This window comes from Pseudomonas sp. JY-Q (assembly GCF_001655295.1).
Classification (GTDB): domain Bacteria; phylum Pseudomonadota; class Gammaproteobacteria; order Pseudomonadales; family Pseudomonadaceae; genus Aquipseudomonas; species Aquipseudomonas alloputida.
Genome location: NZ_CP011525.1, coordinates 6042593 through 6064779 on the forward strand (window position 1 = coordinate 6042593; position 22187 = coordinate 6064779).

A 22187-nucleotide genomic window follows, 5' to 3' on the forward strand; every position below is an offset into this window, starting at 1 on the left:
TCGCGGGTGAACCCGCTCCCACAGGGATAGCGACGGCCTTGAGGCCTGCGCAGTACCTGTGGGCACGGATTCACCCGCGAAGGGGCCGGTACAGGCTTACAGCTGTTCCAGGCAGCCTGCCAGGTCACCGCCCAGCTTCTCCAGCAAGCGCTCATACCCTTTGCCATCCACCGGATCGGTGCCACCCAAGGCATCCAGCTCGGCAAGGCGTACCGGCAACCCGGCAGTCAGGGTCTCGGCCAATCGCGGCCGCAGTGGTGGCTCGCTGAACACGCAGGTCTTGCCCACTTCCTGAAGACGCTTGCGCATGGCCGCCACATGTTGCGCCCCAGGCTGCACCTCGGATGCCACGCTGAACACGCCCGCGTGCTTCAAGCCATATTCAGCTTCAAAATAGTCGAAGGCTTCGTGGAAGACGAAGTACGGCTTGCCGGCAATACCGGCCACGCGCGCCTTGATACGCCCATCCAACGCATCCAGGCGTTCATCGAAGGCCTTCAGGTTGCTCTGATAGCGAGCCGCATTGGCCGGGTCGACCTGGGCCAGGTCAGCTGCCATTTTTGCCGCGATTACTCGCGCATTGACCGACGATAGCCACAAATGCGCATCCAGGCTGCCTGGGCGGTGATCGTGGTCATGATCGTCATGGTCTGCTTCCTCATGGGAATGGCTGTCCTCGCCAAAGTGGCGCAGCTTCATGCCCGGCAGCGACTGCACAGCCACTGTGGCCTTGCTGCGGCTTCCCAGCACACGCGGAAGGAAATTCTCCATGTCAGGGCCGATCCAGTAAAGCAGGTCGGCATCGCCTACCCGCCGCACGTCCGAGGGGCGCAGCGCATAGTGGTGGGGTGAAGCGCCGGGCGGCAGCAGCACGTCAGGGCTGCCAACACCCTCCTGCACGGCAGCGGCAATCTGCTGCAGGGGCTTGATACTGGTGAGCACACGCACGTCGGCCTGCGCGGATAGTGCGATGAAAGCGACAAACAGAGCCAGGAATCGGGACACGGTGGATACTCGAATCTTCAGAAACAGGTAACATAATAACGTCTCTGTCCAGAACCGTCGCTGCCCATGTCCATCACACCGCTGGCCAACCGTCCTCACGACCACTCCCATTGCGTACACAGCGCACTGGCTGAAGCCGACGCCTTGTGCACCCGCCAGGGCCTGCGCCTGACAGCCCTGCGCCGCCGTGTGCTGGAGCTGGTGTGGCAGAGCCACAAGCCACTGGGCGCCTACGACATCCTCGCTGTGCTCAGTGAGCAGGACGGCCGCCGCGCCGCGCCGCCCACGGTGTACCGTGCGCTGGACTTCCTGCTGGAAAACGGCCTGGTACATCGCATCGCATCGCTCAACGCCTTCATCGGCTGCAGCCACCCCGAGCACGTGCACCAAGGCCAGTTCCTGATCTGTCGGGCCTGCCATGTGGCCATCGAGCTCGAGCAGAGCAGCATCAGCGAGGCCATCATCAACAGCGCCAAAGGCGTGAGTTTCACGGTCGAGACCCAGACCGTGGAAGTGGTCGGCCTGTGCGGTAACTGCCGGAGCGCGGCATGAGCGACGCCCTGATTCGCCTGGAGCAGGTCGGCGTCACCTTTGGCGGTGAGGCGGTGCTCGACAGCATCGACCTGTCGGTCGCCCCAGGCCAGATCGTCACCCTGATTGGCCCTAACGGGGCGGGCAAGACGACGCTGGTGCGCGCCGTACTTGGCCTGCTCAAGCCACATCGCGGCAAGGTATGGCGCAAACCCAAGCTGCGCATTGGCTACATGCCGCAGAAAATTCAGGTTGATGCCACGCTGCCGCTGTCGGTGCTGCGCTTCTTGCGCCTGGTGCCCGGCGTAGACCGCGCGGCAGCCTTGTCGGCGCTGCAGGAAGTGGGCGCCGAGCACGTCATCGACAGCCCGATCCAGACTATTTCCGGCGGCGAAATGCAACGCGTGCTGCTGGCCCGCGCCTTGCTGCGCGAACCCCAGTTGCTGGTGCTCGACGAACCGGTACAAGGTGTGGACGTGGTCGGCCAGACCGAGCTTTACAACCTCATCACCCGCCTGCGCGACCGCCACGGCTGCGGCGTACTGATGGTGTCCCACGACCTGCACCTGGTCATGAGCGCTACCGACCAGGTGGTGTGCCTGAACCGCCACGTGTGCTGCTCGGGTCACCCTGAGCAAGTCAGCGGTGATCCGGCGTTCGTCGAGCTGTTCGGCAAGACCGCACCGAGCCTGGCCATCTACCACCACCATCACGACCACAGCCACGACCTGCATGGCTCGGTGGTCGCCCCTGGCACCCATGTTCACGGAGAGCACTGCAAGCATGGCTGATTTTCTTCTCTACGCCTTGCTTGCCGGCTTGTCCCTGGCACTGGTTGCAGGCCCACTGGGCTCCTTCGTGGTATGGCGGCGCATGGCCTATTTTGGCGACACCCTGTCTCACGCCGCGCTGCTCGGTGTGGCCCTGGGCTTTGCCCTGGATGTCAGCCCGGCGCTGGCGGTAACCGTGGGCTGCCTGTTGCTGGCGATTCTGCTGGTGACATTGCAGCAACGCCAGCCGCTGGCCTCCGACACCCTCCTGGGTATCCTGGCCCCCAGCACCTTGTCGCTGGGCCTGGTGGTGCTGAGCTTCATGCACGATGTGCGCATTGACCTGATGGCTTACCTGTTCGGCGATCTGCTGGCCATCAGCACCACCGACCTGGCCTGGATCCTCGGCGGCAGTGCACTGGTTCTGCTGCTGCTCGCTGTGCTGTGGCGGCCGCTGCTGGCGGTTACCGTGCACGAAGAACTGGCCATGGTAGAAGGCCTGCCCGTGGCCGGCTTGCGCATGGCGCTGATGCTGCTGATCGCGGTGGTGATTGCGGTTGCCATGAAAATCGTTGGCGTGTTGCTGATTACCTCACTGCTGATCATTCCTGCCGCTGCGGCACAGCGCCACGCCCGCTCACCAGAGCAGATGGCCCTGGGTGCCAGCCTGCTGGGTGTCACCGCAGTCTGCGGCGGCCTGGCCATGTCTTGGTTCAAGGACACCCCCGCCGGGCCCTCGATCGTGGTCTGCGCCGCGGTGCTATTCTTGCTGAGCCTGGCTCTGCCAAAACGCTGAAAAGCAAGGCGTGTGCAGGCACGCCTTGCAACCTTCGGCCCGTAAAGGGTCTGTAAGGCCTATTTTCGAGCGTGCGCACCTGGGTGTAGACTTGCTCGCTTTTTGCGCAAATAGAGAGTCGCAGGAATGAAGCCGTTCGCCTCCCGTTATCTGCTTGTTGCCGCGTTTTCCCTGATCCTGGCTGCCTGTTCCAATGCGCCGGTCGAACAGGCCACCGCACCTGCTCAAGCAGATGCCTGGCAGCAGTTGCAACAGAACATCGCCAGCAATGAGCTGGCTACCGCCGAAGACCAGCTTGCTGCACTGCAGGCCCAGTCGCCGGATGATGCACGCCTGGAGCAATACCAGCGCCAACTGGCCGAAGCTTACCTGCAACGTAGCCAGATCGTTCTGCAGAAGGGCGATGTAAACGCGGCAGCTACCGCGCTGGCTCGTGCCCGGGCACTGATGCCGCAGGCGCCAGCGGTGACCGGCGGGGATGCCGTGACCCAGGCCCGCAAGGCCGAACTGGAAAAGGCTGAAGCTGCGCTGAAAGCCGCCGAAGCCAAGCCCAAGGCACGCATCATCGACCCGGCAGCGCCCAGTACTGTGGTGGCCTTGAAAACCACTGACAGCCGCGCGCTGCGCCGCCAACTGGACGACATTGCCGCCGATGTGGTGAGTTACCAGTGCGAAGTGGTATTCCAGGTACCGCGCACCGAGGATGCACCTTGGCTGAAGACCTTGCTGGAAAAGCGCGTGCGCAAGATTGACAGTGGGTTCGAGCTGAAGCAGAAGCATGAGATTCAGCGCTCGCTGCCGGCACAGGTGGTGCTGGTCCCGCATCAGCAGTAAACGCTTCGCGGGTAAACCCGCTCCTCTATCAGGAGCGGGTTTACCCGCGACAAGGCCTTATCAGGCAGGAACAGCTTCAGCTGCCGCCTCCCGCTCCCACACCCGGTGGCTTTCAACCGCTTTGACAAAGGCATCCACTGCCTTCTGCTCATCCCCGAGCAGCAGCCCCTTGTCCTCCTTGAGCCCCAACGCTTTCGCCAATTCCTTGGTCAGCACCAGCGCCTTCAGGTGCTTGTAGCCCTCCAGCACGAAGTGCTTGGCCAATCCGCTAGCCGCCAGCGCATCCGTAGAGGCCTTGCCCGCAGGCACGACAATCCCATCGAACATGATCGAAGGCATCCCCTCCATCGACGCCGCTACCGACAGTTGTTTGCCATCCGCCGCCTTCACCGGCGCCGAAGTCGGCCCCAGCAGCATCGGCCGGGCACTGTGCGCTTCCAGGGCCTTGACCAGTTTGTCCACGCTGGCAGCGTCCACGCCATCTGCCACCAGCACAGCAATCTTGCGCCCCTTGATACCCACCGAACCTGGGTGGTTCATCTGGCTCAACGCAGGCGATTGCGTCAGCTGGCTACCCTTCACCTTCACCGTACCCGCTTTCGGCGCAGGAAGGCCCAGGTTGGCCGCAACCGCCGCCGCCAGCTTCAGGTCGATGTTGGCGAGAATTTCATTCACTTCCCGGGCGCGGATATGTTCACGCTCCACTTTGCCCAACTCGAAGCTGTAAGCCTTGATGATGTGCTGTTGCTCGGTCGGGCTCATGCTCTGGAAGAACAGCCGAGCCTGCGAGAAGTGATCGCCGAACGACTCACTGCGCTGGCGAATCTTGTGCGCATCGATACGCTCCTGATAGCTCTCGAAGCCGCCGTCCTGCGCCGCAGGCGGGGTTTCCTTCGGCCAGCCGCCGTCAATCGAGTTGGGCTCGTAGGAAGCCCGGCCCTTGTGCACGACGTGCTGGTGCAGGGCATCACGCTGGTTGTTGTGGTTCGGCGCTACCGGCCGGTTGATCGGGATCTGGTGGAAGTTCGGCCCACCCAGTCGGCTGATCTGGGTATCGGTGTACGAGAACAACCGGCCCTGCAGCAGCGGGTCGTTGGTAAAGTCGATACCTGGCACGATATGGCCGGGGCAGAACGCCACCTGTTCGACCTCGGCAAAGAAATTGTCCGGGTTGCGGTTGAGCACCATCTTGCCCAGCGGCGTGACGGGTACCAGTTCCTCCGGGATGATCTTGGTCGGGTCCAACAGGTCGAAGTCGAATTTGTGTTCGTCTGCCTCAGGCACAATCTGCACGCCCAGTTCCCATTCGGGGTAGTCACCGGTTTCGATGGCTTCCCATAGGTCACGGCGCTGGAAGTCGGTGTCCTTGCCCGCCAGTTTCTGGGCTTCGTCCCACAGCAGGGAATGCACGCCCTGGCGTGGTTTCCAATGAAACTTGACGAAGCTGGCCACGCCCTTGGCATTGATCAGACGGAAAGTATGCACGCCAAAGCCTTCCATCATTCGAAGGCTGCGCGGGATGGCGCGGTCAGACATGGCCCACATGACCATATGGGCCGACTCCGGCACCAGCGAGACGAAATCCCAGAAGGTGTCGTGAGCCGAACCGCCGGTCGGTATCTCGTTGTGGGGCTCTGGCTTCACCGCGTGGACAAAATCGGGGAACTTGATGGCATCCTGGATGAAAAACACCGGCATGTTGTTGCCGACCAAGTCGAAATTGCCTTCATCTGTATAGAACTTGACGGCAAAGCCCCGTACATCTCGCACCGTGTCACCAGACCCGCGTGGGCCCTGAACCGTCGAGAAGCGGACAAAAACCGGGGTGATCTTTTCCGGATCTTGCAGGAAGCCGGCCTTGGTCAGCTCAGCGTGGTTGCCGTAGCTCTGGAAGAACCCGTGTGCCCCGGTACCGCGTGCGTGCACGATGCGCTCGGGGATACGCTCATGGTCGAAGTGGGTGATTTTCTCGCGCATGATGAAGTCTTCAAGCAGCGAAGGTCCGCGATCACCCGCCTTGAGGGAGTTCTGGTTGTCAGCAATGCGCACGCCTTGGTTGGTTCGCAGCGCATGCCCGGTCGCATCGCTACGGTCGGCCTCCAGGCTCTGCAGCTTGGCATTGGTGTTGGCCCTGTCGGGGGTCTGGGTACCGGCGGCCTCGCTGTGCTTGGGCGCATCCGTTTTCTTGCTGGGCATGATCGGCTCTCCTCATCAGTCTTAAGGCTTGCCCGTTCAGGGCTTGTGCAAGTAGTGACTGGAGGGCGTTGCCGAGCGTTCAATCAGGATTACCGGTTGTCGCGATATGCCCGATGGATTGGTGCATGACGAAATAAATGCTAAGAACAGCTATGGGAAAAGGCTAAAATGCGCGACCCCAGCTAACCGCTGACCCAAATTTCAATGCGCCCCACAAGGTTCGCTACGTGATCGAGTTCCAACAGGTACATAAAACCTACCGCGTTGCCGGTAGGGAAATCCCCGCACTGAATCCGACCAGCCTGACCATCGAAGATGGCCAGGTGTTCGGCCTGATCGGCCATTCCGGCGCTGGCAAAAGCACCATGCTGCGCCTGATCAACCGCCTGGAGGAGCCCTCCGGCGGCACGATCATCGTCGACGGCGAAGATGTCACCGCGTTCAACGCCAGCCAGTTGCGCGGCTTCCGCCAGCAAGTCGGGATGATTTTCCAGCACTTCAACCTGCTGGCATCCAAGACCGTCGCCGACAACGTCGCCCTGCCACTGGCCCTGGCCGGTGAGCTGTCGCGCAGCGAAATCGACAAGCGTGTCACCGAGCTACTGGCTCGCGTTGGCCTGTCGGACCACGCCAAGAAGTACCCGGCGCAGCTGTCCGGCGGCCAGAAGCAGCGCGTCGGCATCGCCCGCGCCCTGTCCACCAACCCAAAGATTCTGCTATGCGACGAGGCCACCAGTGCCCTCGACCCGCAAACCACGGCCTCGGTCCTGCAACTGCTGGCCGAGATCAACCGTGAACTGAAGCTGACCATCGTGCTGATTACCCACGAGATGGACGTGATCCGCCGTGTCTGCGACCGCGTGGCCGTGATGGACGCCGGTCAGATCGTCGAGCAAGGCTCGGTGGCCGAGGTGTTTCTGCACCCGCAGCACCCCACCACCAAGCGCTTCGTCCAGGAAGACGAGCAGGTCGACGAAGGCGAGCAGCGCGACGACTTTGCCCACGTGCCAGGCCGCATCGTACGCCTGACCTTCCAGGGCGACGCCACCTACGCGCCGCTGCTGGGCACCGTGGCCCGCGAAACCGGTGTCGACTACAGCATCCTCGCCGGGCGTATCGACCGCATCAAGGATGTCCCCTATGGCCAGCTCACTCTCGCCCTGATCGGCGGAGACATGGAAGCGGCGTTCGCCCGCTTCAAGGCAGCTGACGTACATATGGAGGTACTGCGTTGATGGACGCCCTGAATTTCTTTGCCAACGTCGACTGGGCCGAAATCTGGCTGGCCACCGTCGATACCATGATCATGCTGTTCGGCTCGCTGTTCTTCACCGTGCTGCTGGGCCTGCCACTGGGCGTGTTGCTGTTCCTCTGCGGGCCAAAGCAGATGTTCGAACAGAAAGGCGTCTATGCGCTGCTGTCGCTGGTGGTCAACATCCTGCGCTCGCTGCCATTCATCATTTTGCTGATCGTGATGATCCCGTTCACCGTGCTGATCACCGGTACCTCGCTGGGCGTTGCAGGCGCCATCCCGCCGCTGGTAGTGGGTGCCACGCCGTTCTTTGCACGCCTGGTTGAAACCGCCTTGCGTGAAGTGGACCGCGGCATCATCGAAGCCACCCAGTCGATGGGCGCCACCACCCGCCAGATCATCACCAGTGCGCTGCTGCCGGAGGCCCGTCCGGGCATCTTCGCGGCCATTACCGTAACCGCCATCACCCTGGTTTCTTACACCGCCATGGCCGGTGTGGTGGGTGCCGGTGGCCTTGGTGACCTGGCTATCCGCTTCGGTTACCAGCGTTTCCAGACCGATGTGATGGTAGTGACTGTGGTACTGCTGCTGATACTGGTTCAAGTACTGCAGAGCGTGGGCGACAAACTGGTCGTGCATTTTTCCCGTAAATAACCCCAATGGGGTCGGCCAGGCCGACCCGTTCGGGGGCCGTCGCGGCCCTCACAAGGAGTGATCAATGAAGAAGCTGCTTGCTGTCGCTGCCGCTGTCGCGGCCTTCTCGGCCCAGGCCGATACCCTTACCGTCGCCGCCACCCCGGTGCCGCACGCCGAGATCCTCAACTTCGTCAAACCACAACTGGCGAAAGAAGGCGTAGAGCTGAAGGTCAAGGAATTCACCGACTACATCCAGCCGAACGTGCAGGTGGCCGAAAAGCGCCTGGACGCCAACTTCTTCCAGCACCAGCCTTACCTGGATGAGTTCAACAAGGCCAAGGGTACCCAGCTGGTGAGCGTGGCAGGCGTGCACATCGAGCCACTGGGCGTGTATTCGTCCAAGATCAAGAAGCTGGACGAGCTGTCCTCCGGCGCCACCGTGGTCATCCCCAACGACGCCACCAACGGCGGCCGCGCCTTGTTGCTGCTGGACAAGGCTGGCGTGATCAAGCTCAAGGACAACAAGAACATCCTGTCGACCGTGAAGGATGTTGCCGAAAACCCGAAAAACGTGAAGTTCCGTGAGCTGGAAGCCGCCACCATCCCGCGTGTGCTGACCCAGGTAGATGCTGCCCTGATCAACACCAACTACGCGCTGGAAGCCAAGCTGAACCCGGAAAAAGACGCGCTGGCCATCGAGGGCAGCGACTCGCCTTACGTGAACATCCTGGTTGCCCGCCCGGACAACAAGGACTCGGACGACATGAAGAAACTGGCGGCTGCACTGCACTCGCCTGAGGTGAAGCAGTTCATCATCGAGAAGTACAAAGGCGCTGTGGTTCCGGCGTTCTGAGCCAACATCCCCGGGGCCGCTTTGCGGCCCTTTCGCGACGCAAGGCCGCTCCCACAAAGTAAGGCGTACGCCGATCCGTGGCCTTGTGTCGCGAAAGGCCTGCGCAGCAGGCCCAGCACTCTCAATCCCGCTTGACCAGCCCCGGCAACTGCGCCCCCAGCTTCTGGTTGTTGAACGGCGCCCGAATGAACCCACGCTGTCGCCCATCCGGCCCGACAATCGCCAGGTTACCGCTGTGATCCACGGTATACCCCGGCTTGCTGGTATCCGCCGGAATGAACGGAATGCTCAAGGCATTGGCCAGCTTCTGGGTATCCTCGATCGACCCCGCCACGCCGACAAAGTCCTTGTCGAAATAGCCCAGATACTGCTTCAGCTGGTTCGGCGTGTCGCGGTGAGGGTCCACGCTCACCAACACCACCTGCAGCCGGTCGACGGCATCCTTGGGCAGCTCGCTCTTCACCTGGCGCAACTGGGCCAGGGTGGTCGGGCAGATGTCCGGGCAGTAGGTGTAGCCAAAGAACAGCAGCGACCATTTGCCCTTGAGGTCATCCATCTGCACCGGCTGGCCGTCCTGGTTGGTCATGGTGACATCAGCCACGGCGCGGCTCTGCGGCAGCAGGATGATGCCCGCATCAATCAGCTCGGCAGGGTTGGGCTGGTCACGACCATTAAGCACCTTGTTGACGGTCAGGCCCAGGATCAACGCGACCAGGGCAACGAGGATGAAGACGGTTTTCTGGGTTCGGGTCATAGGCTCAGCAACAGGTAGTGGTCAAGGAGCAACGCGATGAACAGCGCGAACAGGTAGCCGATAGAGTACTTGAAGGTGCCGATCGCCGCGTGCGGCCGGCTGCTACGGTTCAACACCCAGGCCCAATGCAGGAAGCGCAGGCCCAAGCCCAGGGCACAGGCCAGGTACAGCGGGCCACTCATGTGGATGGCATACGGGAGCAGGCTCACCGCCAGCAGGATCAGGGTGTACAGCAGGATATGCAGTTTGGTGTAGCGCTCGCCGTGGGTCACCGGCAACATCGGGATATCGGCCTTGGCGTATTCCTCCTTGCGGTGGATGGCCAGCGCCCAGAAATGCGGCGGGGTCCAGGCGAAAATAATCAGCACAAGCAGCAAGGGTTCGGCGCTGACATGGCCGCTTACCGCCACCCAGCCGAGCAACGGCGGAGCGGCACCGGCCAGGCCACCGATGACGATGTTCTGTGGCGTGGCGCGCTTGAGAAAGCCGGTGTAGAGCACCGCATAACCGAGTAATGAGGCCAGGGTCAGCCAGGCGGTGAGGGCGTTGGTGAACACCAGCAGCAGGACCATGCCCAGCAGCGCCAGGGCCAAAGCGAACAACAGCGCCGGCAGGGGCTCGACTCGGCCTTGGGCCAAAGGCCGTTTGTGGGTGCGTGCCATCAGCGCATCGATGCGCCGATCCACCACATGATTGACCACCGCTGCACCACCCGCGCACAGGCCGATGCCCAGGTTGCCGAACAACAGCACGCTCCAGCTGACGCCCGCCCGGGTGGCCAGGAACATGCCCGCCAGCGAAGTGATCAGCATCAGCACCACCACCTTGGGCTTGGTCAGCTCAAGGTAATCGCGCCAGCGGGCCCGTCGTACGCTTAGAAGCGTCGCCACGAGTCGTTCCTCATGTGATGGGAAATGCCCACCCCGACCACCGGCCGCAGACGCCAACCATGGCCGACACCCATACGAACCTTGTCGACCACTCGAATGCGGTAGTTCACCAGCACCATGCTCAGCAGCAGCATCGCCCCGCCGGCATTGTGCGCAACAGCCACCGCCAGCGGCAGGTGGAACACCACGTTGCTGATGCCCAGGCCCACTTGCAAGGCCAGCGCCAGCAGCACCAGCCGCGCCAGGCCGGGGAGACCACAGCGGTGCAGCTTCCAGCTGAGCATCAACAGCACACAGGTCACCAGTAGCGCGCCCAACCTGTGGCTGATGTGGATGGCCGTGCGCGCATCACTGTCCAACTGCCCGCCAAGGTAATTGGGGCCGACGTGCTGGGTCAGGTGGAAGCCGTTGCTGAAGTCCGCCGCTGGCCACCACTGGCCATGGCAGGTCGGCAGGTCGATGCAGGCCACGGCTGCGTAGTTGGCGCTGACCCAACCGCCCAGGGCGATCTGGCCGATTACCACCAGCAGCGCCAGCGCAGCGATCCGGCGCAGGCTCAGCGGCAGTTTCGGCAAGGGCGCAAAGGCCCGGGACAGACGCAGAGACAACAGGAACAGCAAGCTCAACGTGGTAAAGCCACCCAGCAAGTGCGCCGTGACCACCTGCGGCCATAGCTTCAGGGTGACCGTCCACATACCGAAGGCTGCCTGGGCCAGCACCACACCCAGTAGCAGCATCGGCAGGCGATAAGGCTGCCCATCGCGGGCATGCCGGCGCATTGCCTCGAACGCAAGCAGGGCGATCACCACGGCCAGGCTACCGGCAAAGTACCGGTGGACCATCTCGGCCCAGCCCTTGGCAGCTTCCACCGGGTGCTCAGGAAAGTGCAGCTCGGCATGGGCCAACTGCGCGTCAGTCTTGGGCACGCTGATAAAGCCATAGCACCCGGGCCAGTCGGGGCAACCGAGGCCGGCGTGGGTCAGGCGGGTATAGGCACCGAGCAGGACGACCAGCAGTGCCAGCAGGGTGGCGAACACAGCAAGGCGAAATCCAGGTCTGGCCATGGCAGGCTCCTAGCCGATGTTGGACAGCTTGAGCAGGTGGCGCAGGTCATCCAGCACGTGCTTGCCGTTGACCTTGCCGTCGTAGCGCAGCACCAGGTTGCCGTGCGGGTCGACGATCCACAGCTGCGGGCCGGGCTCGACAACCTTCTGCTGATAACGTTGCGCATCCAGCGGGTAGCGCTGCAACTGCGGGTACTCGCGGCCAAGCAGTGCCTGATAGTCGGCGCTCAGCGGCTGGGCGGCGGCCAGCGCATGGCTGGCGCGGCTGGCATCACGCCCCAGCCCGACCTGAATCTGCCGAGCCAGGTACACCAGGCGCTGACAGTCTTCGGTGCAGGCCTGGGGCGCGCTGACCAGCAATTGCCAGCGCTCGTCCTGGCCCGCCACGCCGAGATCGGCACGGCTTTCCCCATTGCCAATCATGGCGCCATGGTAGCTGCGGCCTTCCGGCACCCAGAATTTGAGCTTGTACATACTGGTGGCCAGAACCATCGGCCCAAGCACCACCAGCAGGATCAGTAACAGCTGCAAACGCCCACGGGCTCTGGGCTTGCTACGTTCAGGCACGTCCAGTGGAGTGGCGGTGGCCATGGCGTTTCTCCTTGTTTTGGTGCCAGCCGAAGTAGAGGTAGAGCAGAACCAGAGCGGTAGCCAGGGCAAACCACTGCACGGCGTAGCCCACGTGTTTTTCGGGGCTAATGGCCACAACCGGCCAGTCCAGGCGATAGCTCGCAGGGCCCGGCTCCAGGCGCAATTCCTGGGCGAAGCCTTCGCGATCAAGCTGTTGCCATAGCAGCGCAGCATCGATAGCGGTCAACAGATGCGGCCATTGCCCACCGATGGGGTCCGGGTGCAGCTGGAAGGTGCTACCGGGCGCAACATACACAGAGGCATCCAGCGCCAAGGCCTGGGCAGGGGTTTCGAAGGGCACCGGCACCCGGCGGTCCAGCCATGGCAGCCAGCCACGATTGATCAGCAACCACAGGCCGCTGGCTTGGTCGTGGAAGGGCTGCAGCAGCTCGACACCGGCTTTGCCGTCGCGCATGCGGTTGTCCAGCAGCACGCTGTGCTCGGCGTCGAAGCGGCCATACAGGTGCACACGGCGGAAGGCGTTGTCTTCTTTCGAGAGGAGCTGGGCGGTGGCGATCGGCGCTTCAACCCGCCGTTCCGCATAGGTGGCCAGCAGCACGCGCTTTTCCTCGGCGCGGCCGAGTTGCCAGCAACCAAGCGCAATCAACCCTGGCAGCAGTGCAAGCACCACCAGCGTCGGTACCCAGCCTGGGCGAAACGGCCTCACGGGCGCCTCGCTATACTTATCCACATCACCGCATCCCCCCCGGAGTAACGCCATGCTCAAGGCCGCGATTGTCCTGATGCTGTTGGCCACGATTGCCAGCCTGTTCAGTGGCCTGGTGTTTCTGGTCAAGGATGATGAAAACTCGACCCGCCTGCTCAAGGCCCTGACCGTACGGGTGACCCTGGCAGCCCTGACCATAGGCCTGGTCGCCTGGGGCTTGATCAGCGGTCAGCTGGTCTCCCACGCCCCTTTCTGAAGCGCTCACCCACCCCTACAGGGTTTCGTATTCACAACACATAGACAAAGATGAACAACCCCACCCACACCACATCGACGAAGTGCCAGTACCAACTGGCTGCCTCGAAGCCGAAGTGTTTTTCTGGGTTGAAATGCCCGCGCAGAATACGCACGAACATCACAATCAGAATGATCGTGCCCAATGTCACGTGGGCACCGTGAAACCCGGTAAGCATGAAGAACGTCGCACCGTAGATCCCTGAGCCCAGTGTCAGCCCCAGCTTGGTATAGGCCTCGTGGTACTCGAAGGCCTGCAGCGCGATAAAGCTGATGCCCAGAACAATGGTCAGCGCCATCCAGAATTTCAGCGGCCCGCGGTGGTCACGGCGCAAGGCGTGGTGGGCAATGGTGATTGTCACACTGGAACTGACCAGCAGGATGGTGTTGATCAGCGGCAGATGCCACGGGTCGATCACTTCCTTGGGCGGCGGGAACAGCTTGGGGTCGGGGGTGTGCAGTAGCGGCCAGGTGAATTCGAACGTTGGCCACAGCATGTGCGCAACACCTTTGGCCCCTTCGCCTCCCAGCCACGGCCCCGCCAGTACGCGGACATAGAACAGCGCGCCGAAGAACGCCAGGAAGAACATCACTTCAGAGAAGATGAACCAGCTCATGCCCCAGCGGAACGAGCGATCCAGCTGCGGGCTGTACAACCCGGCGCGGCTCTCCTTGACCACTGACCCAAACCAGCCGAACAGCATGTAGGCCAGAAACAACGCACCCACGAAGAAGATCAGCGGCCCGTGCGAATCCGGGTGGCCCGCCTTCATGTCGTTGAACCAGGTGCCCAGGCCGAATACCGTGATGAACATGCCGATGGTGGCGATGATCGGCCATTTGCTCTGCGCCGGAACGTAGTAGTGCTCATGACTTGCCATTGCTGTTCTCCTTCCCTTAACGGGCGCCCTGGACGTCCTGCGCCGCAACGTGCGCGACCGGCGGGTGGCGAGCGGTGATGTCGAACAAGGTGTAGGCCAGTGTCAGGTGCTTCACGCTGGCCGGCAGGTCGCGGTCGACGATGAAGCGCACCGGCATCTCGATGCGTTCGCCGGGCTGCAGCACCTGCTGGGTAAAGCAGAAGCACTCGGTCTTGTGGAAGTAGGCCGCGGCCTCGGCCGGGGTAATGCTGGGTATTGCCTGCGCACTCATCGGCCGGTCGGTCGGGTTGTGGGCAATGAAGATCATCTGGTTCACCGCCCCCGGGTTGACCTCCAGCTGGTCGGCAGTGGAGTAGAAGTCCCAGACCATGTCGCTGGCATTGGTCGACATGAACTGCACCCGCACAGCACGCGTCGGGTCACTGACCTGGCTACCTTCGTATTGGCCGCCGGTCTTGCCGTTGATACCGAACGCTTTGCACATGACGTCGTAGATCGGCACCAGCGCGAAGCCGAAGGCGAACATCACCACCGTCAGCATCAACAGGCGCGTTACCAGGCGTTTCACCGACAGGCCGTTCATGGCGGGTTCCTATTTCACTTCCGGGGGTGTCTGGAAGGTGTGGTAGGGCGCAGGCGAGGGTATCGACCACTCAAGGCCCTCGGCGCCATCCCAGGGTTTGGCCGGTGCCGGCGCGCCACCGCGGATGCACTTGATGACAATGAACAGGAAGAAGATCTGCGTGGCGCCGAACATGAACGCGCCGATCGACGACACCATGTTGAAATCGGCGAACTGCAGGTTGTAGTCGGGGATGCGCCGTGGCATGCCGGCCAAGCCTACGAAGTGCATGGGGAAGAAGGCCATGTTCATGCCGATGAACGACAGCCAGAAGTGCAGTTTGCCGAGGGTTTCGTCGTACATGTGGCCAGTCCATTTCGGCAGCCAGTAGTAGGCCGAGGCAAAGATGCCGAAAATTGCACCAGGCACCAGTACGTAATGGAAATGCGCCACCACGAAGTAAGTGTCGTGGTACTGGAAGTCCGCCGGGGCGATCGCCAGCATCAACCCGGAGAAACCACCGATGGTGAACAGGATGACAAAGGCGATGGCGAACAGCATCGGCGTTTCGAAGGTGAGCGAACCTTCCCACATGGTGCTGACCCAGTTGAATACCTTCACCCCGGTGGGCACGGCAATCAGCATGGTGGCGTACATGAAGAACAACTCGCCGACCACCGGGATGCCGACCACGAACATATGGTGGGCCCAGACGATGAATGACAGGAAGGCAATGGCGCCGGTGGCATACACCATCGAGGTATAACCGAACAGCGGCTTGCGCGAGAACGCCGGGATGATCGAGCTGACCGCACCGAAGGCGGGCAGGATCATGATGTAAACCTCAGGGTGACCGAAGAACCAGAACACATGCTGGAACAGCACCGGGTCACCGCCACCTGCGGCACTGAAAAAGCTGGTACCGAAGTGGATATCCATCAGCATCATGGTTACCACGCCGGCCAGTACTGGCATCACCGCAATCAGCAGGAACGCGGTAATCAGCCAGGTCCAGACGAACAGCGGCATTTTCATCAGCGTCATGCCGGGGGCACGCAGGTTGAGGATGGTGGCAATCACGTTGATCGCCCCCATGATCGAGCTGATACCCATCAGGTGGATGGCGAAGATGAAGAAGGTGACGCTGGCTGGCGCATAGGTGGTGGAAAGCGGTGCGTAGAACGTCCAGCCAAAGTTCGGCCCTCCGCCCGGGCTGAACAGGGTCGATACCAGCAGCAGGAAGGCCGCCGGCAGCAGCCAGAAGCTGAAGTTGTTCATCCGTGGCAGGGCCATGTCGGGCGCGCCGATCATCAGCGGAATCATCCAGTTGGCCAGGCCGACGAAGGCCGGCATCACCGCGCCAAACACCATGATCAGGCCATGCATGGTGGTCATCTGGTTGAAGAACGCCGGCTCCACGATCTGCAAACCCGGCTGGAACAGCTCAGCGCGGATCACCATGGCAAACGAGCCACCGAGCAGGAACATGATGAAACTGAACCACAGGTACATCGTGCCGATGTCTTTATGGTTGGTGGTCAGCACCCAGCGCATCAGGCCCTTGGCCGGGCCGTGCGCATGGTCATGGCCGTGGGCGTGGTCGTCGATCACTGCACTCATGTCCTGTCTCCTGCAATCCATTGATTGCCGCGAGTAACCCGGTTCACTTGGCTTCTGCCTGCTTCAGCGCCAGCACGTCCTTCGGCGTCACCATGTCGCCTTTGTTGTTGCCCCAGGCATTGCGCTCGTAGGTGACCACAGCAGCGATGTCGACTTCCGACAGCTGCTTGCCGAAAGCGGCCATGGCCGTGCCGGGCTTGCCATGGAAGACAATGCTCAGGTGGCCTTCCTTCGGCCCGGTGGCAATCTTCGAGCCTTTGAGCGCCGGGAACATTGGCGGCAGGCCCTGGCCTTCGGCCTGGTGACAGGCCACGCAGGTGGTGTGGTAGACCTTGTCGCCTCGCGCCACCAGCTCTTCCAGGGTCCATTCCTTGCTGGTCAGCTCCTTGAGCTTGGCGGCTTCAGCCTTGCGCTCGCCAAGCCAGGTGTCGTAATCGGCCTTGGACTTGACCTCGACCACCACCGGCATGAAGCCGTGGTCTTTGCCGCACAGCTCGGTACACTGGCCGCGGTAGATGCCTGGCTTTTCGATCCGGGTCCAGGCTTCGTTGACAAAGCCTGGGATGGCGTCGCGCTTGACCGCGAAGGCTGGCACCCACCAGGAGTGGATCACGTCGGCAGCAGTGACCAGAAAGCGCACTTTCGCGCCCACCGGCAGCACCAGCGGCTGGTCGACTTCCAGCAGGTAATGCTCATCCTTGGGCGCCTTGTTGTGGATCTGGTCGGTGGGGGTGGCCAGATTGCTGAAGAACTCCACGTCCTGGCCCAGGTACTTGTAGTGCCATTTCCACTGGTACCCCGTGACCTGGATGTCGATGTCCGAATCGCTGGCATCGTAGATGTCGATCAGCGTCTTGGTGGCCGGGATGGCCATGGCCACCAGGATCAGGAAGGGAACTACCGTCCAGAGGATTTCCACCCAGGTGTGCTCGTGGAAATGCGCAGCCTGCTGGCCGGTGGAGCGGCGGTGGATGACCATTGACCAGAACATCGCGCCAAACACCACGATGCCAATGATCACGCAGATCCAGAAGATGGTCATGTGCAGGTCGAAGACGGCGTTGGAGACTTCCGTCGCCCCTGGGTGCATGTTCACGGTCCAGGCGGCGTTTGCCTGGCCAAAAACCGACCACAACAGGAGGCCCATCCAGACATGTGGATGTCGCATCATTGCGGGTTCCCCTTCTAATTCTTGTTGTCCCGGAGGCGTGGCCTGCGGCAAGAGGGAACGGCGGTCAAGACTGCATGGCTTCGACGACCGAGCCCCTGCTAAAAGCAGTCGGGCCTCATCAACGAATCACGTTCACCGGGAGTATAGACAGCGACCAATGGCACGCAATGAAGCCTGTGAAATGAACTTCACGAAATAGCCAGATAGCCTGAAAACCGCGCGCTTGAGAGGTCATGGCTAAATAATGGCATCTGGTTATGCCAGACATGGCACACGTTTGCGCGGTTTATAACAAATACGTCTTAGGTATTCTGTATACCGAGCTAATTTAGTGTCTTCCGTTTGAAACGTAATGTCCCTGGAGTTGTCATGAACATCGCTGCTGTACGCGAGCAGGTAAGCCAAGCCCATCAACATGAAGGCCAGACCGGCCAATTGAAACAGCGTCTCGAGCTGCAACTGCCCCATCTGCACCCCTCGATCCAACTGCCTGAGCAGGACGCCCAGGGTACTTTGGCGCGCTTCGTCAGCGCCTACATCGATCAGGTTCCGGAACTGCTGGAGGCCGCCCACGAGGTCGCCCGCGAAGCCGGGATCGAATCGCAGATCAAACCTGTACTGAAAATTGCCGAAGCCTACTTCCTGCAGCCGCCCAGCGTGATGCAAGGGCATGTAGGCCTGGACTGCCTGCTGGATGAAGCCTACCTGGCGCACCGCCTGGTGGAAGAGGTGAATGACTTGTACATTCGCTACTTCCAGCAGCCGTTGATTCCGGTCGACACCACGGTCGCCAACCTGATTGCCCACCAGTTGATTGGCGAAAGCTTTGCCAACCAGCTGGATGAAGTGGTGCACCACTCGGTCGACGAAATGCTCAATGATGAGAGCTTTGCGGTTGAATCGGTGGAGGCTTATCGAGAGAAGCTGAGCAGCCCGGCAACTGGCGAGGCGTGGAAGCGCTGGCCGTGCCTGTCGCGCCAACTGGGTGTCGAGCTGGGTCAGCCGGCCTGATAGACCTGTAACGGCCTAGGTGCATCGGTGGTTCGGCGCAGGCCGTCGTAGGAGCGGGTTCACCCGCGAAAGGGCCGGCCCTGCTGGCCTATCTCCACCCGCCGATCACCGTTTCCGCCGCTACCGTATTCGCGGGTAAACCCGCTCCTACGCCCCAACCCCCGCCGTAGTCCGCAACCGCCCCTCGATCCGACGCTTCAGGCGCCGCTGCTCTATCAGCAACCGTGACCCATTGGCAGAATTGCTGCGGCTCCAGTCCTCCAGCAACTCAAGGCACGAGTGGTCGATATAGCTCAAGTTCCCCAGCGGCACATGCAGCGTGGTGCCCGCCGGTACGGTATCCAGCACCTGGGTCAGCGCCGGCACCTTCAGGAAGGTCGCCGCGCCACTGAGGCGCAGTTCCATGTGCCCATCCTTGGCCAGGCTCACCAGGTTGATCTTCAGCCGCGCCGCCTTGAACGCCAGCTTCAGCAAGGTCAGGGCAAAGCCCAGCAGCACACCGGTCAGCAGGTCGGTAAAGATGATCGCCAGCGCAGTCGCCGCGTAGGTGAACATCGGCATGCGCCCATAACGGCCCAGCCCGCGAAACGCCTTGAAGTCGACCAGTTTGACCCCGGTAAACACCAACACCCCCGCCAAGCTCGCAACCGGGATCTGCTGCAGCACGCTGCTCAGCGCCACCACGAAGGCCAGCAACCACAAGCCATGGAAGATTGCCGAGGCCCGGGTTTGCGCCCCGGCCTGGACGTTGGCCGAGCTGCGCACGATTACCCCGGTCATCGGCAGGGCACCCAGCACCCCGCACAGCATGTTGCCGATGCCCTGAGCCGACAGTTCGCGGTCGAAGTCCGAGCGCTGGCCGCTGTGCATGCGGTCCACTGCTGCGGCCGACAGCAAGGTTTCGGCGCTGGCAATGAACGCCAGGGCAAAAGCGGCGACCAACAGGGCAGGGTCGGCCAGCTGCATCAGGTCCGCCGGACGAAGCCAGTCGATGGCCTCGGACAGGTCGGCCGGGACTTGCACGCGGTTCACCGGCAAGGCCAGCCACAGGCTGATAGCGGTCATGCTGGCCACGCCGAGTAATGCACCCGGCACGAAACGCAGCCGCTGCGGCCGCAAGCGCTCCCAGCCCCACATGATGGCGATGGTCCCCAGGCCCAGCGCCCCGGCCATCCAGCCAGCGCCGGTGCTCTCCTGTGGCAGGGCTGCCGACAACGTTGCCGGGAACGCCAGCAGGTTCTGCAGGCCCGACGGTTGCGGCGCGGTGTCGAACATCACATGCACCTGCGAAAGCACGATCAACACGCCAATCCCGGCGAGCATGCCGTAAACCACCGCCGGCGCGGTCACGCGGAACCAGCAGCCCAGGCGCAAGCGACCGGCCAGCAACTGCAACAGGCCGGCCAGCAACAGGATTGGCCCGAGCATGGCCATGCCGTGCTGGCGTACCAGCTCGAACACCAGTACCGCCAGACCGGCAGCGGGGCCGCTGACCTGTAGCGGCGACCCAGCAAGGAAACCGACGACAATGCCGCCGATAATCCCAGTAATCAGGCCTTTTGCCGGCGGCATGCCAGAAGCGATCGCAATGCCCATGCACAACGGCAGGGCCACCAGGAAGACCACCACCGACGCCAGCAACTCACGCGGCAGGGCCGCTTTCAACTGTGTAATGTTCACCGTGTTTCTCCTTTCTCTAGTCGCACGGCCATTCCCCTGGCCGTGGGCACGTTTGCCCCTGACAAGCGCGCAGGCGCGGGCCGCCAGCGAGCACGCCGGCAGGGCAGTCAGGGAATTCAAGGCAGCCGAATGCCGTGCCACACCCCTGCAGGGTGCAGCCGGCTATCAAGGTTCTAGCGGCGGACGGGTCGCTTAGTAGCGGCCTCTCGGAGTGGCGCAGGGAACGGGTTCACCCGCGGCCAAGGGCAGGAAGCTGTCGCTGGCGGCGTCGTAGGCTTCGATCTTGCTGGTCTCGATGTCGTACACCCAACCATGAATGAACAGCTCACCGGCTGCCAGGCGCGAAGCCACCGAAGGATGGGTGCGCAAGTGATGCAGCTGGGCGATGACGTTCTCTTTGGTCAGCACTTGCATCGTCTCGTGTTCGCTGCCGCAGGAGCAGTTGTTCTCGACCACGGTGCGGGCCACTTCAGCGTGGCGCAACCAGGCGCCAACGGTAGGCATCTTGGTCAGCGACTGCGGGTTGAGTACCGCACGCATGGCGCCACAGTCAGAGTGGCCACAGATGATGATGTGGTGAACTTTAAGCGCCATTACGGCGTACTCGATGGCGCTGGAAACGCCGCCGTTCATCTGGCCATAAGGCGGTACCACGTTACCCACGTTACGGGTCACGAACAGGTCGCCTGGCGAGCTCTGGGTGATCAGCTCGGGAACGATGCGCGAATCGGCACAGGTGATGAACATGGCGCGTGGTGTTTGCGCGGTGGCGAGCTTCTTGAACAGCTCTTGCTGATCTGGGAAAACATCATGGTGAAAGCGCAGGAAGCCGTCGACGATGTGCTTAAGGGCAGCATCGGCGCTTTCCGCGGGGACCTGCGGTACGACCTTGGATGGGTCCTTGACGGGCATGATTCATCCTCTTGACGGTGTGTAGGTAAATCCATTTTACCGGTGAAAGATTCAGGCTATGCAGGGTTTTAGATGACACGCACGGGCCATAGATCACAGTCGCTGCGGACTTATTACCTACGCTAGCGGGGAAAACTTAACTGAAACTTAATTCGAAGGCTCTAGAACGGGCGTTCCAGATGAAAAAGGCGGGAACTGGATAATAGCAAAAAAACATCAGCTGCCAATATGTATTAGCGCAATTATTGGTTGTTATTAGTTGCGTTGTGAGCAATGCGCAGCCCTTGGTGGGGCGGGTTCATGTCAGAACAGCGCCATCTGCCCACCCGGCGGGCAGAACGCCGAGCAATCCAGCGCCTGCGCCTCGCGCCCTTCGAAGTCCAGCCGTTTCATTGCCTTGGCAAAGCGCTGCGCCAGCAACTCGGCAAACACCCCTTCACCACGCATGCGCACACCGAACCGGCTGTCATACAGCTCGCCACCACGGCTCTGGCGGATCAGGCTCAACACATGCGCTGCCCGCTGCGGGTAATGATCCTGCAACCACTGCTCAAACAACGGCGCCACCTCCAGCGGCAGGCGCAGCATCATGTACGCCGCACTTTGCGCACCGGCCTCCTTCGCCGCCTCCAGCAGGCGTTCCAGCTCACTGTCGTTGATCATCGGAATCATCGGCGAACACAAAACACCCACCGGTACGCCCGCTTCACGCAATACCCGGATGGCCCTCAACCTCGCACCGGGTGAGGCCGCTCGGGGTTCGAGCACGCGCTTGAGGCCGTCGTCCAGCGTGGTCAGGCTGATCATCACCCGTGCCAGGCGCTGGCGGGCCATCTCGGCCAGCAGGTCGAGGTCGCGCAGCACCAGTGAACCCTTGGTGACAATGGTCACCGGGTGACGAAAACGCAGTAACACTTCGAGCAAGCGCCGAGTCAGTAACTGTTCGCGCTCAATCGGCTGGTACGGGTCGGTGTTGGAGCCCAGATTGATCGGCGCGCACACGTAGCCCGGTTTGCTCAATTGCTGTGCCAGCACCTCGGCGGCGTTGGTCTTGGCAATCAGTTTGGTCTCGAAATCCAGGCCGGGAGAAAGGTCCCAGTAGGCGTGTGAGGGGCGGGCATAGCAGTAGATACAGACATGCTATGTTATTGGTTCCATGCAATCGGGTTGATTAAAAA

At 61.9% G+C, this 22187-nt stretch carries 22 protein-coding genes and 1 pseudogene; 9 read left to right on the forward strand and 14 right to left on the reverse strand.

Annotated features, from left to right (window positions below; all coding sequences use genetic code 11):
* Positions 1-96: 96 nt before the first annotated feature.
* A complete protein-coding gene (locus tag AA098_RS27055; RefSeq protein WP_003253000.1) occupies positions 97-1005 on the reverse strand; it encodes a zinc ABC transporter substrate-binding protein in 909 nt (302 codons plus the stop codon).
* Between the two features lie 66 nt (positions 1006-1071).
* On the opposite strand from AA098_RS27055, the gene zur reads away from it, so the two are divergent.
* From zur to AA098_RS27075, 4 genes are all read left to right on the forward strand, one after another.
* Positions 1072-1557 (forward strand): zinc uptake transcriptional repressor Zur, encoded by a 486-nt coding sequence (gene zur, locus AA098_RS27060; protein ID WP_004575253.1) that lies wholly within the window; start codon positions 1072-1074, stop codon positions 1555-1557.
* Complete coding sequence (gene znuC / locus AA098_RS27065) at positions 1554-2327, forward strand: zinc ABC transporter ATP-binding protein ZnuC (RefSeq protein WP_004575254.1); 774 nt, start codon at positions 1554-1556, stop codon at positions 2325-2327. The genes zur and znuC overlap by 4 nt, the downstream gene beginning before the upstream one ends.
* A complete protein-coding gene (znuB, locus tag AA098_RS27070) occupies positions 2320-3102 on the forward strand; it encodes a zinc ABC transporter permease subunit ZnuB (RefSeq protein WP_004575255.1) in 783 nt (260 codons plus the stop codon). Before znuC ends, znuB begins: the two co-directional genes overlap by 8 nt.
* Before the next feature lie 126 nt (positions 3103-3228).
* Positions 3229-3936 carry a PA5502 family lipoprotein gene (locus AA098_RS27075; protein WP_064615131.1) on the forward strand — a complete coding sequence of 236 codons (708 nt, stop codon included), beginning with the start codon at positions 3229-3231 and terminating at the stop codon, positions 3934-3936.
* A 60-nt stretch (positions 3937-3996) separates the two neighbouring features.
* Here AA098_RS27075 and katE read toward each other — a convergent pair whose 3' ends face one another.
* Positions 3997-6132 carry a catalase HPII gene (gene katE / locus AA098_RS27080; RefSeq protein WP_064615132.1) on the reverse strand — a complete coding sequence of 712 codons (2136 nt, stop codon included), beginning with the start codon at positions 6130-6132 and terminating at the stop codon, positions 3997-3999.
* 227 nt (positions 6133-6359) lie between these two features.
* Between katE and AA098_RS27085 the strand changes: the two genes are divergently transcribed.
* From AA098_RS27085 to AA098_RS27095, 3 genes are all read left to right on the forward strand, one after another.
* Complete coding sequence (locus AA098_RS27085) at positions 6360-7367, forward strand: methionine ABC transporter ATP-binding protein (protein WP_003253013.1); 1008 nt, start codon at positions 6360-6362, stop codon at positions 7365-7367.
* Entirely contained in the window at positions 7367-8038 is a 672-nt protein-coding gene (locus AA098_RS27090; protein WP_003253016.1) for a methionine ABC transporter permease, read from the forward strand. Before AA098_RS27085 ends, AA098_RS27090 begins: the two co-directional genes overlap by 1 nt.
* Before the next feature lie 64 nt (positions 8039-8102).
* Complete coding sequence (locus AA098_RS27095) at positions 8103-8873, forward strand: MetQ/NlpA family ABC transporter substrate-binding protein (protein ID WP_003253017.1); 771 nt, start codon at positions 8103-8105, stop codon at positions 8871-8873.
* Positions 8874-8994: 121 nt separating this feature from the next.
* Here the strand turns inward: AA098_RS27095 and AA098_RS27100 are convergent, their stop codons facing one another.
* The 5 genes from AA098_RS27100 to AA098_RS27120 are packed head-to-tail and all read right to left on the reverse strand — an operon-like array spanning position 8995 to position 12878.
* Positions 8995-9627 (reverse strand): SCO family protein, encoded by a 633-nt coding sequence (locus tag AA098_RS27100; protein WP_004575258.1) that lies wholly within the window; start codon positions 9625-9627, stop codon positions 8995-8997.
* Positions 9624-10517, reverse strand: coding sequence for a heme o synthase (gene cyoE, locus AA098_RS27105; protein WP_064615133.1), 894 nt, complete (start codon positions 10515-10517; stop codon positions 9624-9626). Before cyoE ends, AA098_RS27100 begins: the two co-directional genes overlap by 4 nt.
* Positions 10502-11581: a heme A synthase gene (locus tag AA098_RS27110; protein WP_004575260.1), complete on the reverse strand. Its 1080-nt coding sequence runs from the start codon at positions 11579-11581 to the stop codon at positions 10502-10504. Before AA098_RS27110 ends, cyoE begins: the two co-directional genes overlap by 16 nt.
* A gap of 9 nt (positions 11582-11590) precedes the next feature.
* Positions 11591-12172, reverse strand: coding sequence for a hypothetical protein (locus tag AA098_RS27115; RefSeq protein WP_003253026.1), 582 nt, complete (start codon positions 12170-12172; stop codon positions 11591-11593).
* The gene (locus AA098_RS27120; protein ID WP_064615134.1) at positions 12141-12878 is read right to left on the reverse strand and encodes an SURF1 family protein; all 738 of its coding nucleotides are present in this window, start codon (positions 12876-12878) and stop codon (positions 12141-12143) included. Before AA098_RS27120 ends, AA098_RS27115 begins: the two co-directional genes overlap by 32 nt.
* Positions 12879-12930: 52 nt before the next feature.
* Here AA098_RS27120 and AA098_RS27125 point away from each other — a divergent pair, with 52 nt between their 5' ends.
* The gene (locus AA098_RS27125; RefSeq protein WP_003253030.1) at positions 12931-13134 is read left to right on the forward strand and encodes a twin transmembrane helix small protein; all 204 of its coding nucleotides are present in this window, start codon (positions 12931-12933) and stop codon (positions 13132-13134) included.
* A gap of 31 nt (positions 13135-13165) precedes the next feature.
* Here AA098_RS27125 and AA098_RS27130 read toward each other — a convergent pair whose 3' ends face one another.
* From AA098_RS27130 to coxB, 4 genes are read right to left on the reverse strand one after another with little or no spacing between them, the layout of a single operon-like run.
* The gene (locus AA098_RS27130; RefSeq protein ID WP_003253033.1) at positions 13166-14053 is read right to left on the reverse strand and encodes a cytochrome c oxidase subunit 3; all 888 of its coding nucleotides are present in this window, start codon (positions 14051-14053) and stop codon (positions 13166-13168) included.
* A gap of 16 nt (positions 14054-14069) precedes the next feature.
* Positions 14070-14636 carry a cytochrome c oxidase assembly protein gene (locus AA098_RS27135; protein WP_003253035.1) on the reverse strand — a complete coding sequence of 189 codons (567 nt, stop codon included), beginning with the start codon at positions 14634-14636 and terminating at the stop codon, positions 14070-14072.
* Between the two features lie 9 nt (positions 14637-14645).
* Positions 14646-16235, reverse strand: coding sequence for a cytochrome c oxidase subunit I (gene ctaD / locus AA098_RS27140; RefSeq protein ID WP_003253037.1), 1590 nt, complete (start codon positions 16233-16235; stop codon positions 14646-14648).
* 43 nt (positions 16236-16278) lie between these two features.
* Positions 16279-17406, reverse strand: coding sequence for a cytochrome c oxidase subunit II (coxB, locus tag AA098_RS27145; RefSeq protein WP_003253039.1), 1128 nt, complete (start codon positions 17404-17406; stop codon positions 16279-16281).
* Between the two features lie 369 nt (positions 17407-17775).
* On the opposite strand from coxB, the gene AA098_RS27150 reads away from it, so the two are divergent.
* Positions 17776-18417, forward strand: a complete 642-nt coding sequence (locus AA098_RS27150; RefSeq protein WP_064615135.1) for a hypothetical protein — start codon at positions 17776-17778, stop codon at positions 18415-18417.
* A gap of 147 nt (positions 18418-18564) precedes the next feature.
* On the opposite strand, the gene AA098_RS27155 is transcribed toward AA098_RS27150, so the two are convergent.
* The 3 genes and pseudogenes from AA098_RS27155 to AA098_RS27165 form a co-directional block, all read right to left on the reverse strand.
* Positions 18565-20097, reverse strand: coding sequence for a SulP family inorganic anion transporter (locus AA098_RS27155; protein WP_004575261.1), 1533 nt, complete (start codon positions 20095-20097; stop codon positions 18565-18567).
* A gap of 192 nt (positions 20098-20289) precedes the next feature.
* A complete protein-coding gene (locus AA098_RS27160; protein ID WP_003253046.1) occupies positions 20290-21009 on the reverse strand; it encodes a carbonic anhydrase in 720 nt (239 codons plus the stop codon).
* A gap of 303 nt (positions 21010-21312) precedes the next feature.
* Positions 21313-22149: pseudogene (locus AA098_RS27165) on the reverse strand (PA0069 family radical SAM protein); the annotation flags it as partial.
* Positions 22150-22187 lie beyond the last annotated feature (38 nt).

Excerpts from the sequence above, each read along its gene's own strand:
- zur (WP_004575253.1), top strand. The coding sequence starts at position 1,072 with ATGTCCATCACACCGCTGGCCAACCGTCCTCACGACCACTCCCATTGC.
- znuC (WP_004575254.1), top strand. The coding sequence starts at position 1,554 with ATGAGCGACGCCCTGATTCGCCTGGAGCAGGTCGGCGTCACCTTTGGC.
- znuB (WP_004575255.1), top strand. The coding sequence starts at position 2,320 with ATGGCTGATTTTCTTCTCTACGCCTTGCTTGCCGGCTTGTCCCTGGCA.
- AA098_RS27075 (WP_064615131.1), top strand. The coding sequence starts at position 3,229 with ATGAAGCCGTTCGCCTCCCGTTATCTGCTTGTTGCCGCGTTTTCCCTG.
- katE (WP_064615132.1), bottom strand. The coding sequence starts at position 6,132 with ATGCCCAGCAAGAAAACGGATGCGCCCAAGCACAGCGAGGCCGCCGGT.
- AA098_RS27090 (WP_003253016.1), top strand. The coding sequence starts at position 7,367 with ATGGACGCCCTGAATTTCTTTGCCAACGTCGACTGGGCCGAAATCTGG.
- AA098_RS27095 (WP_003253017.1), top strand. The coding sequence starts at position 8,103 with ATGAAGAAGCTGCTTGCTGTCGCTGCCGCTGTCGCGGCCTTCTCGGCC.
- AA098_RS27100 (WP_004575258.1), bottom strand. The coding sequence starts at position 9,627 with ATGACCCGAACCCAGAAAACCGTCTTCATCCTCGTTGCCCTGGTCGCG.
- AA098_RS27110 (WP_004575260.1), bottom strand. The coding sequence starts at position 11,581 with ATGGCCAGACCTGGATTTCGCCTTGCTGTGTTCGCCACCCTGCTGGCA.
- AA098_RS27115 (WP_003253026.1), bottom strand. The coding sequence starts at position 12,172 with ATGGCCACCGCCACTCCACTGGACGTGCCTGAACGTAGCAAGCCCAGA.
- AA098_RS27125 (WP_003253030.1), top strand. The coding sequence starts at position 12,931 with ATGCTCAAGGCCGCGATTGTCCTGATGCTGTTGGCCACGATTGCCAGC.
- AA098_RS27130 (WP_003253033.1), bottom strand. The coding sequence starts at position 14,053 with ATGGCAAGTCATGAGCACTACTACGTTCCGGCGCAGAGCAAATGGCCG.
- AA098_RS27135 (WP_003253035.1), bottom strand. The coding sequence starts at position 14,636 with ATGAACGGCCTGTCGGTGAAACGCCTGGTAACGCGCCTGTTGATGCTG.
- ctaD (WP_003253037.1), bottom strand. The coding sequence starts at position 16,235 with ATGAGTGCAGTGATCGACGACCACGCCCACGGCCATGACCATGCGCAC.
- coxB (WP_003253039.1), bottom strand. The coding sequence starts at position 17,406 with ATGATGCGACATCCACATGTCTGGATGGGCCTCCTGTTGTGGTCGGTT.
- AA098_RS27150 (WP_064615135.1), top strand. The coding sequence starts at position 17,776 with ATGAACATCGCTGCTGTACGCGAGCAGGTAAGCCAAGCCCATCAACAT.
- AA098_RS27160 (WP_003253046.1), bottom strand. The coding sequence starts at position 21,009 with ATGCCCGTCAAGGACCCATCCAAGGTCGTACCGCAGGTCCCCGCGGAA.